This is a genomic window from Burkholderia plantarii, from assembly GCF_001411805.1.
In the GTDB taxonomy this organism is placed as follows: Bacteria; Pseudomonadota; Gammaproteobacteria; order Burkholderiales; family Burkholderiaceae; genus Burkholderia; species Burkholderia plantarii.
In genome coordinates this window covers 322,324-335,229 of sequence record NZ_CP007212.1, presented here as the reverse complement: position 1 = coordinate 335,229, position 12,906 = coordinate 322,324, and the positions used below count along the sequence as shown (strand labels likewise).

At 63.9% G+C, this 12,906-nt stretch carries 19 protein-coding genes; 2 read left to right on the top strand and 17 right to left on the bottom strand.

Annotated elements, in window-relative coordinates:
* Window positions 1-115: 115 nt before the first annotated feature.
* A complete protein-coding gene (locus tag bpln_RS01455; RefSeq protein ID WP_042623637.1) occupies window positions 116-769 on the bottom strand; it encodes a c-type cytochrome in 654 nt (217 codons plus the stop codon).
* 252 nt (window positions 770-1,021) lie between these two features.
* Between bpln_RS01455 and yihA the strand changes: the two genes are divergently transcribed.
* Window positions 1,022-1,681, top strand: coding sequence for a ribosome biogenesis GTP-binding protein YihA/YsxC (gene yihA / locus bpln_RS01450; RefSeq protein WP_042623636.1), 660 nt, complete (start codon window positions 1,022-1,024; stop codon window positions 1,679-1,681).
* Between the two features lie 245 nt (window positions 1,682-1,926).
* Entirely contained in the window at window positions 1,927-2,925 is a 999-nt protein-coding gene (gene hemB, locus bpln_RS01445; protein ID WP_055137920.1) for a porphobilinogen synthase, read from the top strand.
* A 99-nt stretch (window positions 2,926-3,024) separates the two neighbouring features.
* Here the strand turns inward: hemB and dsbD are convergent, their stop codons facing one another.
* The 16 genes from dsbD to rpsH all read right to left on the bottom strand — a co-directional run bounded on the left by dsbD (window position 3,025) and on the right by rpsH (window position 12,900).
* Entirely contained in the window at window positions 3,025-4,941 is a 1,917-nt protein-coding gene (dsbD, locus tag bpln_RS01440; protein WP_055137919.1) for a protein-disulfide reductase DsbD, read from the bottom strand.
* Window positions 4,934-5,260, bottom strand: a complete 327-nt coding sequence (gene cutA, locus bpln_RS01435) for a divalent-cation tolerance protein CutA (RefSeq protein WP_042623633.1) — start codon at window positions 5,258-5,260, stop codon at window positions 4,934-4,936. The genes dsbD and cutA overlap by 8 nt, the downstream gene beginning before the upstream one ends.
* Before the next feature lie 132 nt (window positions 5,261-5,392).
* Entirely contained in the window at window positions 5,393-5,785 is a 393-nt protein-coding gene (gene rplQ, locus bpln_RS01430) for a 50S ribosomal protein L17 (protein WP_042623632.1), read from the bottom strand.
* Window positions 5,786-5,930: 145 nt separating this feature from the next.
* Window positions 5,931-6,908, bottom strand: coding sequence for a DNA-directed RNA polymerase subunit alpha (locus bpln_RS01425; protein WP_012734378.1), 978 nt, complete (start codon window positions 6,906-6,908; stop codon window positions 5,931-5,933).
* Between the two features lie 122 nt (window positions 6,909-7,030).
* Complete coding sequence (gene rpsD / locus bpln_RS01420; protein WP_042623631.1) at window positions 7,031-7,654, bottom strand: 30S ribosomal protein S4; 624 nt, start codon at window positions 7,652-7,654, stop codon at window positions 7,031-7,033.
* Between the two features lie 147 nt (window positions 7,655-7,801).
* Window positions 7,802-8,203: a 30S ribosomal protein S11 gene (gene rpsK, locus bpln_RS01415; protein ID WP_012734376.1), complete on the bottom strand. Its 402-nt coding sequence runs from the start codon at window positions 8,201-8,203 to the stop codon at window positions 7,802-7,804.
* 23 nt (window positions 8,204-8,226) lie between these two features.
* Window positions 8,227-8,592 carry a 30S ribosomal protein S13 gene (rpsM, locus tag bpln_RS01410; protein ID WP_013696382.1) on the bottom strand — a complete coding sequence of 122 codons (366 nt, stop codon included), beginning with the start codon at window positions 8,590-8,592 and terminating at the stop codon, window positions 8,227-8,229.
* Between the two features lie 38 nt (window positions 8,593-8,630).
* The gene (gene rpmJ, locus bpln_RS33495; RefSeq protein WP_004199844.1) at window positions 8,631-8,747 is read right to left on the bottom strand and encodes a 50S ribosomal protein L36; all 117 of its coding nucleotides are present in this window, start codon (window positions 8,745-8,747) and stop codon (window positions 8,631-8,633) included.
* Window positions 8,748-8,767: 20 nt separating this feature from the next.
* On the bottom strand, window positions 8,768-8,986 hold the full coding sequence (gene infA / locus bpln_RS01405; protein ID WP_012734373.1) for a translation initiation factor IF-1: 219 nt from the start codon (window positions 8,984-8,986) through the stop codon (window positions 8,768-8,770).
* Between the two features lie 9 nt (window positions 8,987-8,995).
* Window positions 8,996-10,342 (bottom strand): preprotein translocase subunit SecY, encoded by a 1,347-nt coding sequence (gene secY, locus bpln_RS01400; RefSeq protein WP_055137918.1) that lies wholly within the window; start codon window positions 10,340-10,342, stop codon window positions 8,996-8,998.
* A gap of 43 nt (window positions 10,343-10,385) precedes the next feature.
* Window positions 10,386-10,820 carry a 50S ribosomal protein L15 gene (rplO, locus tag bpln_RS01395; RefSeq protein ID WP_012734371.1) on the bottom strand — a complete coding sequence of 145 codons (435 nt, stop codon included), beginning with the start codon at window positions 10,818-10,820 and terminating at the stop codon, window positions 10,386-10,388.
* A gap of 27 nt (window positions 10,821-10,847) precedes the next feature.
* Window positions 10,848-11,030 carry a 50S ribosomal protein L30 gene (gene rpmD, locus bpln_RS01390; protein ID WP_042626366.1) on the bottom strand — a complete coding sequence of 61 codons (183 nt, stop codon included), beginning with the start codon at window positions 11,028-11,030 and terminating at the stop codon, window positions 10,848-10,850.
* Window positions 11,031-11,045: 15 nt separating this feature from the next.
* The gene (gene rpsE / locus bpln_RS01385; RefSeq protein WP_012734369.1) at window positions 11,046-11,564 is read right to left on the bottom strand and encodes a 30S ribosomal protein S5; all 519 of its coding nucleotides are present in this window, start codon (window positions 11,562-11,564) and stop codon (window positions 11,046-11,048) included.
* Window positions 11,565-11,577: 13 nt separating this feature from the next.
* Window positions 11,578-11,943: a 50S ribosomal protein L18 gene (rplR, locus tag bpln_RS01380; RefSeq protein ID WP_012734368.1), complete on the bottom strand. Its 366-nt coding sequence runs from the start codon at window positions 11,941-11,943 to the stop codon at window positions 11,578-11,580.
* A 12-nt stretch (window positions 11,944-11,955) separates the two neighbouring features.
* A complete protein-coding gene (gene rplF / locus bpln_RS01375) occupies window positions 11,956-12,486 on the bottom strand; it encodes a 50S ribosomal protein L6 (RefSeq protein WP_042623629.1) in 531 nt (176 codons plus the stop codon).
* A gap of 18 nt (window positions 12,487-12,504) precedes the next feature.
* Window positions 12,505-12,900, bottom strand: a complete 396-nt coding sequence (gene rpsH, locus bpln_RS01370; RefSeq protein ID WP_009687199.1) for a 30S ribosomal protein S8 — start codon at window positions 12,898-12,900, stop codon at window positions 12,505-12,507.
* Window positions 12,901-12,906: the final 6 nt, after the last annotated feature.

Genomic DNA, 12,906 nt, shown 5'->3' with positions numbered 1-12,906 from the left:
TGACAACAAAAAAGGGCAAGGCGCCAGCCTGGCGGCAGCGCCCCACCCTTTCTCTTTGTTTCCGCGCCGCGGCGCGCGAGGCGCGGCGGAGAGGATTCCCGTGCGTCGGGAGCGATCAGTGCAGGCCGGCAATGTAATCGGCAACCGCCTTCACTTCGCTGTCCGACAGGCGCGATGCGATCTGGTGCATCGGCTCGTTGTTGTTGCGCGCGCCCGCGCCCTGCTGGAACGCCGTGAGTTGCGCGACCGTGTAATCGGCCCACTGCCCCGACAGGCGCGGATACTGCACCGGAATGCCCTGTCCGGTCGGACCATGGCAGCTTGCGCAGGCCGGCACGCCCTTGTCCGCGATGCCGCCGCGGTAGATCTGCCGGCCCAGCGCGACGGTGGCCGCGTCGCGCGCGACCCCGGGCTTCGGGGACTGCGCGCCGTAGTAGGCGGCCACGTTGCGCGCGTCGGCGTCGTTCAGCGCGCCGGCGAAACCGGCCATCACCGCGCTGTTGCGCGCCGGCCCCTTGGCGCCCGGCTGCGTCTTGAAATCGTGCAACTGCTTGACCAGATAGTCGGGATGCTGGCCGGCCAGCTTCGGGAACGCGCCCGTGGCACTGTTGCCGTCGGCGCCGTGACAGGACGCGCAGACCTGCGTCGCGATCGCCTTGCCTCGCTCCAGATCCGGCTTGGCCGCATCCGCCGCGTCTGCCTCTGCCACGAAACCAACGAACCCTGCCGCAACCTGAAGCGCTATCAGAGACTTGCACAGTCGATTCATTCGCACACCCTGTTTCGTCTTGTGGGAATTTGAGGTTCTGCAAACGACGGCACTCAGTCTACCGCAGAAAGCGCCCGCAACCGGCCCGCAGGGCTTCGGAAAAACCGCCGTATTGTACAATATGGCGTTTACAGCCCCGTTCCGGCTATCAGGGTTACTGCGCGGATTACCGCATGCAACGCCCGCGCGGATCATTGCGGGGTTCCCGCCTCCACGCGCGGCCCGCTCCGCGCTCTCGCTCCATCCGCACTCATGGCCTTCCTGCTCCATCAAGCCCGCTTCTACACGACCGTCAATCACCTGCGCGACCTGCCGCCCACCGTGATTCCGGAGATCGCCTTCGCCGGCCGGTCGAACGCGGGCAAATCGACGGCGATCAACATCCTCTGCAATCAGAAGCGGCTCGCGTTCGCCTCGAAGACGCCGGGGCGCACGCAGCACATCAACTACTTCTCGGTCGGCCCCGAGGCGGAACCGGTCGCGAACCTCGTCGACCTGCCCGGCTACGGCTACGCCGAGGTGCCCGGCGCTGCGAAGGCGCACTGGGAAGCGCTGCTGTCGGCCTACCTCAAGACCCGGCCCCAATTGCGCGGCATGATCCTGATGATGGACTCGCGCCGGCCGCTGACCGAACTCGATCAGCGCATGATCGAGTGGTTCGCGCCGACCGGCAAGCCGATTCACACGCTGCTGACGAAGTGCGACAAATTGACCCGCCAAGAGAGCGTCAATGCGCTTCGCAATACGAAGAAAGCGCTCGAGGCCTATCGCGACGGCGGCTATGAGGGTGAGCTAACCGTGCAGTTGTTCTCGGCACTCAAGCGCACCGGACTCGACGAAGCGCACGCGCTGATCGAGGGTTGGCTGCGGCCGTCGGCCGCCGGCGAAAATGACGCAGCTGTAGGAGAATGACCGTTCCGCGCGCCTCGCGCGCGGCCCCGAACGGAGGCTTGCCGTCGGTTGGCGCATAAAAAAACCCGCCGTTTCGCGGCGGGTCAAACAGCCTAATCGAATAACGACAGGCACCCGCTCAGGGAGGAGAAGCGGGGAGCATCGCGCCTTGGCGCGGCACTCGATCGCTATCATATACCATTGTCTCGAAATTTCACCGAAGGGTTCCGTAAGGGTTCCTTCAGACTGATTCCAGCGATTTCGTCATGAGCCTCCATCCCTTGCATCGCCCGCGCAGAATGCGCCGCGACGACTTCTCGCGTCGCCTGATGCGTGAAAACCTCCTCACCACCAACGACCTGATCCTGCCGGTGTTCGTCGTCGAAGGCACCAACGTGCGCCAGAGCGTGGCCTCGATGCCGGGCGTCGAGCGCGTCTCGGTGGACCTGCTGATGGGCGTGGCCGAGCAATGCGTCGCGCTCGGCGTGCCGGTGCTGTCGCTGTTCCCGGCGATCGAGCCGGCGTTGAAGACGCCCGACGGCCGCGAGGCCGGCAATCCCGATGGCCTGATCCCGCGCGCGGTGCGCGAGCTGAAGCGCCACTTTCCCGAGCTCGGCGTGCTGACCGACGTGGCGCTCGATCCGTACACGAGTCACGGCCAGGACGGCGTGCTCGACGAGAACGGCTACGTGATCAACGACGCGACCATCGAGATCCTGCTCGAGCAGGCGCGCGCGCAGGCCGAGGCCGGCGTCGACATCGTCGCTCCGTCGGACATGATGGACGGCCGGATCGGCTCGATCCGCGAGATGCTGGAAAGCGACGGCCACATCCACACGCGCATCATGGCCTACTCGGCGAAATACGCGTCGGCGTTCTACGGCCCGTTCCGCGACGCGGTCGGCTCGGCCACCAATCTCGGCAAGAGCAACAAGATGACGTACCAGATGGACCCGGCGAACTCCGACGAGGCGCTGCGCGAGATCCGGCTCGACATCGACGAAGGCGCCGACATGGTGATGGTGAAGCCCGGCATGCCGTACCTCGACATCGTGCGCCGCGTGAAGGACGAGTTCCGCTTCCCGACCTACGTCTACCAGGTCAGCGGCGAATACGCGATGCTGAAGGCCGCCGCGCTGAACGGCTGGCTCGACCACGACAAGGTCGTGCTCGAATCGCTGCTCGCGTTCAAGCGCGCGGGCGCCGACGGCGTGCTCACCTACTTCGCGCTCGACGCCGCGCGTCTGCTGCGCGACCAGAAGTAAACCAGTGCGCCCGCTGGGCGCCTCCCAACGAAAACGGCGAAGCGCGTCAGGCGCTTCGCCGTTTTTTCATGCGGAATCCGCCCAGCCCGGCGCCTGCGCTCAGGCCGACGGCGCGCCCGCGCGATCGAGGCTGCGCAGGAAGCGGTCGGCCGCCTGGTAGCCGACCACGCGGCCGAGCTCGCGGCCGTCGCGATCGAACACGATGATGCCGGGCGGCCCGAACAGACCGAAGCGCTTGAGCAGCACCTGGTCGTCGCCGTTGTTGGCGGTCACGTCGGCGCGCACCAGCTGCAGCTGTCCCAGTCGCGCCTGTACGCGCGGATCGGTGAAGGTCAGGTGTTCCATCTCCTTGCAGCTCACGCACCAGTCAGCGTAGAAGTCGAGCAGCACTGGCCGGCCGGCGGTCTTGATGACCTGGTCGAGCTCCGCGCTCGAACGCACCGGCGCGAAGCTCGGGCCTTCATGCACGGCGGTGCCGGCCTTGGCCGCGCCCGCCACGGCGGCACCGCCGCGCGCGGCGAATACCGACAGCGGACGCAGCGGATCGGTCGAGCCGGCCGCGAGGCCGACCAGCAGCAAGGCGGCCCAGATCGCGAACGCGGCGCCGACGCCGCGGCCGAGCCGACGCCAGATCGAAGCGCCGCCGGCCGCCGGCGTGAAGAGGCCGGTGGCCGCCGCGGCGATCAGCAGCCAGAGCGCGGCGAGCGCGATCTGCACCGCGGCGCCGAGCACCGGCCAGACGATCCAGAGCGCGGCCGCGAGCAGCACCACGCCGAAGAACACCTTCACGCCTTCCATCCAGGCGCCGGCGCGCGGCAGCAGCGTGCCTGCGCCGAGGCCGATGATCAGCAGCGGCACGCCGAGGCCGATCCCCATCGCGAACAGCGCGGCGCCGCCGAGCAGCGCGTTGCCGGTATGAGCGATGAACGCGAGCACGGCGAACAGCGGCGCCGTCATGCAGGCGCCCACCACCAGCGCCGAGAGCGCGCCCATCGCGGCCACCGCCGCGAAGCGCCCGCCCGAGCGCCGGCTCGAGGCCTGCGCGGCGCCGTCCTGCCAGCGCTGCGGCAGCGCGATGTCGATGCCGCCAATCAGCGTCAGCGCGAATACCGTCAGCAGCAGCCCGAACGCGCCAAGCATCCACGGGTTCTGCAGCCATGCGCCGAGGCTCTGCCCGATCAGCGCGGCGGCAATGCCGAGCACGGTGTAGACGAGCGCCATCCCGACCACGTAGGTCAGCGACAGCGCGAAGCTGCGCGCGCGCGTCGCCCGGGTGCCCTCGCCGATGATGATCGCCGACAGGATCGGGATCATCGGGTACGAGCACGGCAGCAGGCTCAGCACCATGCCGGCCACGAAGAACAGCGCGACGACGGTCAGGAAGCCGTGGCCCTCGAGCAGCGACTGCGCGTAGTCGGCGCTCGTCAAGCGTTCGTACCAGCTGCCGTCCTCGGCGGGAGCGGCCGGCGCCGCGGACGTCGGCGCGGACGCCCGCGAGCCCGATCCCGGCACGGCCGATTGCGCCGGCGCCGGCGAACTGGACGCCGGCGCCGCCGTCAGTGCCGCGCCATCGACATGCACCACGTGCTCGGCGGGCGGATAGCAGATGCCGCCGTCGGCGCAGCCTTGCGAGGTCACCGACAGCTCGAACGGGCCCGCCGCCTTCGTGACGGGCACATGGATCGTGAGCTCGCCGCGATAGGTCTCGACGTTCTTCGCGAACGTCTCGTCGTACTTCACGTGGCCGGGAGGGATCTGCGCCTCGCCGAGCGTCGCGGTGCCGCTTTTCACGGCGAACACGAAGCGCTCGCGATACATGTAGTAGCCGTCGGCGATCTTGAAATGCAGGTCCACCTGCCCCGGCGATTCGCTCGAACTGAAGCGGAACGCGAGCGACGGGTCGAGGAAGTCGCCGTCGGCACGCGCAGCCGAAAGGCCGAACAGCGCGCCGAACAGCATCAGGCACGCGAACAGCAGACGCAGGCCGGCGGCCGCGGAAAAGGGTCGATCAGACATGGAAGAGGCGTTGGGTTTCGGCCGCCACCCAACTGCCGTAGGGGACGGACGCGGTGGCCTGCCATGAGACGATTTCGGGTGTCTCGTAGGGATGATGGGAGGTGATGAAACGCTCAAGCTCGAGCGCGCGCACGGCGCTCGTCTTGAACAGCAACTGGATCTCTTCTGCCGATTCGATCTTGCCTTGCCAGTGATAGCTCGAGCGGATCGTGCCAAGCTCCGACACGCACGCCGCGAGCCGGGCGCCGAGCGCGCCGTCCGCGAGCGAGCGGGCCGTGGCCGCATCCGGCACGGTCGTCATCATCAGCACGATCACCATCGACGTCTCCTGCGAAATTCGCGAAACGCCATATCCTAACGCAGGCATCCACTTCGCGCGCTGCGTGCGGCCGGCGCACGGGCAACAAAAAAGCCAGGCATCGGCCTGGCTTTTTTTCGACATCGCGAAAGCTTATTCGGCTTCCTGGACGTTGTCTTCCGAGACTTCCGGACGATCGAGCAGCTCGACCAGCGCCATCGGCGCGTTGTCGCCGACGCGGAAGCCGAACTTCAGGATGCGCAGATAGCCGCCCGGACGATTCGCGAAGCGCGGGCCCAGCACGTCGAACAGCTTCGTGACCGAGTCACGATCGCGCAGGCGGTTGAACGCCAGGCGGCGGTTCGCGAGCGACGGCTTCTTGCCGAGCGTGATCAGGGGCTCAACGACCTTGCGGAGTTCCTTCGCCTTCGGCAGCGTCGTCTTGATGACTTCGTGCTCGATCAGCGAGTTGGACATGTTACGGAGCATTGCCAGACGGTGGCTGCTCGTGCGGTTCAGTTTCCGCAGACCATGACGGTGACGCATTTCAGTTTCCTTGATTCAAAGTTTTGATCCAGCTCTTCTATCGCGCCGGAACTGGCGCACGGGCCGGTAGAAAAAAGCAAGACGCGGATTCTAAAGGAAAATCCGCGTCCTGACCAGACTGGCGACGCGTGGACGCCGCCGGGAATTACTTGTCGAGACCGGCCGGCGGCCAGTTTTCGAGCTTCATGCCCAGCGTAAGGCCGCGCGAGGCCAGCACTTCCTTGATTTCGTTCAGCGACTTGCGGCCGAGGTTCGGCGTCTTCAGCAGCTCGTTTTCCGTGCGCTGGATCAGATCGCCGATGTAGTAGATGTTCTCGGCCTTCAGGCAGTTCGCCGAACGTACCGTCAACTCGAGATCGTCCACCGGACGCAGCAGGATCGGATCGATCTGCGGCGCGCGCGACGGCGCTTCCGCGGCCGTCTCCGTGCCTTCCAGCGCCGCGAACACGGACAGCTGGTCGACCAGGATGCGGGCCGACTGGCGGATCGCTTCTTCCGGCGTGATCACGCCGCTCGTCTCGATGTTCATGACGAGCTTGTCGAGGTCGGTACGCTGCTCGACCCGGGCGCTTTCCACCGCATAGCTGACGCGACGAACCGGCGAGAACGAGGCGTCCAGCACGATGCGGCCGATGATCTTCGCGGTTTCCTCGCCGTAGCGACGAACGTTGCCCGGCACGTAGCCGCGGCCCTTCTCGATCTTGATCTGGACGTCGAGCTTGCCGCCCTTGGTCAGATGCGCGATCACGTGATCGGGGTTGATCACCTCGCAGTCGTGCGCGAGTTCGATGTCGCCGGCCGTCACAATGCCTTCGCCTTCCTTGCGCAGGGTCACCGTGACTTCGTCGCGGTTGTGCAGCTTGAACACCACACCCTTCAGGTTCAGCAGCAGGTTGACGACGTCCTCTTGCACACCATCGAGCGTCGAGTACTCATGCACGACACCGGCGATCGTCACTTCGGTCGGCGCGTAGCCCACCATCGACGACAGCAGCACGCGGCGGAGCGCATTGCCCAAGGTATGGCCATAGCCGCGTTCGAACGGCTCCATGACCACTTTCGCATGGTTCTCGCCCAGCGACTCCACGGCGATGATCTTGGGTTTCAACAAACTGGTTTGCATAGGTTTTCCTTTTCAATACCCTCGGCTCGTTACACCGATAAGGCTGACCGGTAACACCTGAAAATGAACAGCCGAGGCCCTGCCGGCACTTAGCAAGCAGGGTACCTCGGCTATCAATCGGATTAACGCGAATACAATTCGACGATCAGGCTTTCGTTGATATCGCCTGCGATTTCAGCGCGTTCCGGCACTTGCTTGAACGTGCCTTCGAACTTCTTCGCGTCGACCGCAACCCAGCTCGGCATGCCGCCTTGCTCGGCCAGCGACAGCGATTCGACAATACGCGCCTGCTTCTTCGACTTTTCACGGATCGCGATGACGTCGCCTGCCTTGACCTGCAGCGACGGGATGTTCGACGCGATGCCGTTCACCGTGATCGCCTTGTGGCTCACCAGCTGGCGCGCTTCGGCGCGCGTCGAGCCGAAGCCCATGCGGTACACGACGTTGTCGAGGCGCGACTCGAGCAGTTGCAGCAGGTTTTCACCCGTGTTGCCCTTGCGGCGATCGGCTTCGGCGAAGTAGCGGCGGAACTGACGCTCCAGCACGCCGTAGATGCGCTTGACCTTCTGCTTTTCACGCAGCTGCGTGCCGTAGTCGGACGTGCGCGCACCGGAGATGCGGCCGTGCTGACCCGGCTTGCTGTCGAGCTTGCACTTGTCGGCGAGCGAGCGGCGCGCGCTCTTCAGGAACAGATCGGTGCCTTCACGGCGGGACAACTTGGCCTTCGGGCCGGTATAACGTGCCACTTTGCGTTTCCTCTATCTATCGTCACGCGGATCCGGATCCGCGCTAGTTCGTGTCCTTTGGACCGAACGGTGGACTTAGTCAATCAATACAATCAACTACGTTGCCCGTCGGCGCCCTGCGGCGACAACAGGCTGCGCCAGGCATCCTTAGATGCGGCGGCGCTTCGGCGGACGGCAGCCGTTGTGCGGGATCGGCGTCACGTCGGAGATCGCCGTGATCTTGATGCCGAGGCCGTGCAGCGCGCGCACTGCCGACTCGCGACCCGGGCCCGGGCCCTTGATGCGCACTTCCAGATTCTTCACGCCGTATTCCATCGCGACGCGGCCAGCCGACTCGGCTGCCACCTGCGCGGCGAACGGGGTCGACTTGCGCGAGCCCTTGAAGCCCTGGCCGCCCGACGTCGCCCACGCCAGAGCGTTGCCCTGACGATCGGTGATCGTGATGATCGTGTTGTTGAACGATGCGTGAACGTGAACCACACCTTCCGCAACGTTCTTCTTAACCTTCTTGCGAACGCGTTGAGCCGCGTTATTGGAAGCCTTAGCCATGACGTTTTCCTGTAACTGTCAGCTTATTTCTTCAGCGCTTGAGCGGCGCGGCGCGGACCCTTGCGGGTACGTGCGTTGGTACGCGTACGCTGGCCACGCATCGGCAGACCCTTGCGATGGCGCACGCCACGGTAGCAGCCAAGGTCCATCAGACGCTTGATGTTCATCGTCACTTCACGGCGCAGATCGCCTTCGACGACAAACTTGCCAACCTCTTCACGCAGCTTTTCGAGGTCTGCGTCGTTCAGGTCCTTGACCTTCTTCGAGAATTCGACGCCAGCAGCGACGCAGATGCTGCGCGCGCGCGTGCGGCCGACACCGAAAATCGCCGTCAGGCCGATCTCGGTATGCTGGTGATTCGGGATGTTAACCCCTGCGATACGAGCCATTGTTTTTCCTCAAACAAAAAGCGCAAACGAGCGCGCGATCAGCCTTGACGCTGCTTGTGGCGCGGGTCCGAGCTGCAGATCACGCGAACCACACCCTTGCGCTTGATGATCTTGCAATTGCGGCAAATGCGCTTAACCGATGCCATCACTTTCATGATATTACCCTTTTTACAAATCACTTCGCCCGGAACACGATCCGCGCACGAGACAGATCGTAAGGCGTCAACTCAACCGTCACCTTGTCGCCCGGGAGGATGCGGATGTAGTGCATCCGCATCTTTCCCGAAATATGCCCCAATACGACATGGCCGTTTTCCAGCTTCACGCGGAAGGTCGCATTCGGGAGGTTTTCGACAACCTCGCCTTGCATCTGGATTACATCGTCTTTGGCCATAGTCCTTAATCAACGCATTGGGATGTTGCTGCCCTTGAAATTGGCTTTCTTGAGCAGCGATTCATACTGTTGCGACATAACGTACGACTGCACCTGCGCCATGAAGTCCATCGTGACGACGACAATGATCAGCAGCGACGTTCCACCAAAATAAAACGGCACGTTCCAGCGCAGTACCAAAAATTCCGGCAGCAGACACACAAAGACGATGTAGATCGCACCGGCCAGCGTCAGACGCGTGAGAATGCGGTCGATGTATCGCGCGGTCTGGTCGCCCGGACGGATGCCCGGCACGAACGCACCGCTCTTCTTCAGGTTGTCTGCCGTTTCCCTGCTGTTGAACACCAGCGCGGTGTAGAAGAAGCAGAAAAACACGATCGCCAGCGTGTACAGCAGCACGTACACCGGTTGACCCGGCTTCAGCGCTTCGGCCACGTTGTGCAGCGTGTCGGACAGCCAGCTCTTGCGGTCACCCGAGCTGAACCAGCTCAGGATCGTTGCCGGGAACAGGATGATCGACGATGCGAAGATCGGCGGAATCACGCCCGACATGTTCAACTTCAGCGGCAGATGCGACGACTGTCCGCCGTAAATCTTGTTACCAACCTGGCGCTTCGCGTAGTTCACGAGGATCTTGCGCTGACCGCGTTCGATGAACACGACCAGGTAGGTCACCGCGCCGATCAGCACGACGATGATGATCGCCGAGATGATGCTCATCGAACCCGTGCGCACCAGTTCGAACAGCCCGCCGACGGCGTTCGGGAAACCCGCCGCGATCCCGCCGAAGATGATGATCGAGATGCCGTTGCCGAGGCCGCGCTCGGTGATCTGCTCGCCGAGCCACATCAGGAACATCGTGCCCGTCACCAGCGTCACGACCGTCGTCAGCCGGAACAGCATGCCGGGATCGATGACGAGGCCCGGCTGGTTCTCGAGCGCCGCGGCGATGCCGAAGGCCTGGAACGTCGCCAGCACGACCGTGAAGACCCGCGTGTACTGCGTGATCTTGCGCTGCCCTGCCTGCCCTTCCTTCTTCAGCGCCTCGAGCTGCGGCGAGACGATCGCCAGCAGCTGCATGATGATCGACGCCGAGATGTACGGCATGATCCCCAGCGCGAAGATCGTGAAGCGCGACAACGCACCACCCGAGAACATGTTGAACATGCCGAGGATGCCGCCTGCCTGGCTCTGGAACAACTTCGCCAGTTGATCCGGATCGATGCCCGGAACCGGAATGTGCGCGCCGATGCGATAGACGATCAGCGCCAGCAGCAAGAACATTGCCCGCCGGCGCAGATCGCCGAACTTCGCCGTGCTTCGACCGGGTTTTGCGAGACTCGGGCTGTTGGCCAAGTATCTTCTCCGATGCAGATGCTAGTAACGGCCGCGAGGCACGTTACTCGGCAAACGAACCGCCGGCCGCTTCGATCGCTGCGCGAGCCGACTTGGTCGCACCGAGACCCTTCACGACGATCTTGCGCTTCAGTTCGCCCGTAGCGATGATCTTCGCGCTCTTCGTCAGCTCGCCGACCAGGCCGGCTTGCTTCAGTGCGAGCAGATCGATCTCTTCGACCGGCAGCTTCTCGAGGTCGCCCAGGCGCACTTCACCGACGAATTCCTTCGTCAGCGAAGTAAAGCCGCGCTTCGGCAGACGACGTTGCAGCGGCATCTGACCGCCTTCGAAGCCGACCTTGTGGAAACCGCCCGAACGCGATTTCTGACCCTTGTGACCACGGCCGGCCGTCTTACCGAGACCGGAACCGATGCCGCGGCCGACGCGACGCTTGGCGTGCTTCGCGCCTTCTGCCGGCTTCAGGTTATTCAATTCCATAACAACTCCTTGATCCGTAGCCGGCGCTTAGCCGATGACCTTAACAAGGTACGAAACCTTGTTGATCATGCCGCGCACCGCCGGCGTATCCTGCAGCTCGCTGATCGAGTTGAGGCGACGCAGACCCAGGCCGCGCACGGTGGCGCGGTGCGTTTCGCGGGTCCCAATCAGGCTCTTGACGAGCTGAACCTTGACAGTTTTTTCAGACATGGTGACCACCTGGGCTTAGCCCAAAATATCTTCGACGGACTTGCCGCGCTTGGCGGCGATGTCTGCCGGCGTCGATTGCTTGCGCAGGCCGTCGAGCGTCGCACGAACGAGGTTGTACGGGTTCGTCGAACCGTGGCTCTTGGCCACCACGTTCTGCACGCCCATCACGTCGAACACCGCGCGCATCGGACCGCCGGCGATCACGCCGGTACCTTCCTTCGCCGGGGCGAGGAGGACCGCCGAAGCGCCGTGCTTGCCGTGAACTTCGTGTTGCAGGGTACCGTTCTTCAGCGGCACCTTGAACATGTTGCGGCGAGCCTGCTCCATTGCCTTCTGCACGGCAACCGGCACTTCCTTCGCCTTGCCCTTGCCCATGCCGACGCGGCCATCACCGTCGCCGACCACGGTCAGTGCGGCGAAACCGAGAATCCGGCCACCTTTCACGACCTTGGTCACGCGATTGACCGAAATCATTTTTTCGCGAAGGCCGTCGTCGCGCTCGTCGGCCTGAACTTTCGCTTGCATCTTTGCCATGACGATTCCTTCCTTAGAACTTGAGCCCAGCTTCACGAGCTGCGTCGGCCAGAGCCTTGACGCGACCGTGATAGCGGAAGCCCGAGCGGTCAAAGGCGACGGATTCGATGCCGGCGGCCTTGGCCTTTTCTGCGATACGCTTGCCGATCAGCGTCGCTGCATTGACGTTGCCGCCCTTGCCCGACTGATCAGCCAGCTGCGCACGCACTTCGGCTTCGAGCGTCGACGCGCTGGCCACCACCTTGGTGCCGCACGGCGAGAACACTTGCGCGTAGATGTGCGAGTTCGTGCGATGCACGGCGAGACGCGCGACCTGCAGCTCGGCGATCTTGATACGCGTCTGGCGAGCGCGGCGCAGGCGAGATTGAGTCTTATCCATGATTGCGCACCCTTACTTCTTCTTCGTTTCTTTGAGGATCACAACCTCGTCGGCATAGCGCACACCCTTGCCCTTGTAGGGCTCGGGCGGGCGGTAACCGCGGACTTCCGCAGCCACCTGGCCGACCTTCTGCTTGTCGATCCCCTTGATCAGAATTTCGGTTTGCGTCGGGGTTTCCGCCTTGATACCTTCCGGCATCTGATGCACCACCGGGTGCGAGAAACCCAGCGACAGGTTCAGCTTGTCGCCTTGCGCCTGCGCACGATAACCGACGCCAACCAGCGTCAGCTTGCGCTCGAAACCCTTCGTCACGCCCTGCACCATGTTCGCGATGAGCGCGCGCATCGTGCCGGACAGTGCATTCGCTTCGCGGCTTTCGTCGACCGGCGCCAGATTCAGCGTGCCGTTGTCGTTCGCCACCGTCACAAGCGGGTTCACCACTTGCGAGATCGTGCCCAGCGGGCCCTTGACGGTGATCGAGCCATTCGCCAGCGTCACCTCCGCGCCTTGCAGCGCGATCGGGCTCTTACCTACTCGAGACATGTTTCTTTCTCCTTTCGGTTAGGCGACGTAGCAGATGACTTCGCCGCCGACGCCGGTAGCGCGCGCCTTGCGGTCGGTCATCACGCCCTTCGGCGTCGACACGATTGCCACACCCAGGCCGTTCATGACCTGCGGGATGTCATTGCGGCCGCGGTACACGCGCAGGCCCGGCTTCGACACGCGCTCGAGGCGTTCGATGACCGGACGGCCGGCGTAGTACTTCAGTGCAATGTTCAGTTCTGCCTTCGCGCCTTCGCTCTTGACTGCGAAATCGTCGATATAGCCTTCGTCCTTCAGGACCTGGGCGATCGCGACCTTCACCTTCGACGAGGGCATTGCCACCGAAACCTTCTCAACCATCTGCGCGTTGCGGATGCGAGTCAGCATATCGGCGATAGGATCACTCATGCTCATTTACGT

Bases quoted from the DNA above. Each gene is read 5' to 3' on its own strand.
- bpln_RS01455 (WP_042623637.1), bottom strand. From the start codon at position 769: ATGAATCGACTGTGCAAGTCTCTGATAGCGCTTCAGGTTGCGGCAGGG.
- yihA (WP_042623636.1), top strand. From the start codon at position 1,022: ATGGCCTTCCTGCTCCATCAAGCCCGCTTCTACACGACCGTCAATCAC.
- hemB (WP_055137920.1), top strand. From the start codon at position 1,927: ATGAGCCTCCATCCCTTGCATCGCCCGCGCAGAATGCGCCGCGACGAC.
- dsbD (WP_055137919.1), bottom strand. From the start codon at position 4,941: ATGTCTGATCGACCCTTTTCCGCGGCCGCCGGCCTGCGTCTGCTGTTC.
- cutA (WP_042623633.1), bottom strand. From the start codon at position 5,260: ATGGTGATCGTGCTGATGATGACGACCGTGCCGGATGCGGCCACGGCC.
- rplQ (WP_042623632.1), bottom strand. From the start codon at position 5,785: ATGCGTCACCGTCATGGTCTGCGGAAACTGAACCGCACGAGCAGCCAC.
- bpln_RS01425 (WP_012734378.1), bottom strand. From the start codon at position 6,908: ATGCAAACCAGTTTGTTGAAACCCAAGATCATCGCCGTGGAGTCGCTG.
- rpsK (WP_012734376.1), bottom strand. From the start codon at position 8,203: ATGGCTAAGGCTTCCAATAACGCGGCTCAACGCGTTCGCAAGAAGGTT.
- rpsM (WP_013696382.1), bottom strand. From the start codon at position 8,592: ATGGCTCGTATCGCAGGGGTTAACATCCCGAATCACCAGCATACCGAG.
- rpmJ (WP_004199844.1), bottom strand. From the start codon at position 8,747: ATGAAAGTGATGGCATCGGTTAAGCGCATTTGCCGCAATTGCAAGATC.
- infA (WP_012734373.1), bottom strand. From the start codon at position 8,986: ATGGCCAAAGACGATGTAATCCAGATGCAAGGCGAGGTTGTCGAAAAC.
- rplO (WP_012734371.1), bottom strand. From the start codon at position 10,820: ATGGAATTGAATAACCTGAAGCCGGCAGAAGGCGCGAAGCACGCCAAG.
- rpmD (WP_042626366.1), bottom strand. From the start codon at position 11,030: ATGTCTGAAAAAACTGTCAAGGTTCAGCTCGTCAAGAGCCTGATTGGG.
- rpsE (WP_012734369.1), bottom strand. From the start codon at position 11,564: ATGGCAAAGATGCAAGCGAAAGTTCAGGCCGACGAGCGCGACGACGGC.
- rplR (WP_012734368.1), bottom strand. From the start codon at position 11,943: ATGGATAAGACTCAATCTCGCCTGCGCCGCGCTCGCCAGACGCGTATC.
- rplF (WP_042623629.1), bottom strand. From the start codon at position 12,486: ATGTCTCGAGTAGGTAAGAGCCCGATCGCGCTGCAAGGCGCGGAGGTG.
- rpsH (WP_009687199.1), bottom strand. From the start codon at position 12,900: ATGAGCATGAGTGATCCTATCGCCGATATGCTGACTCGCATCCGCAAC.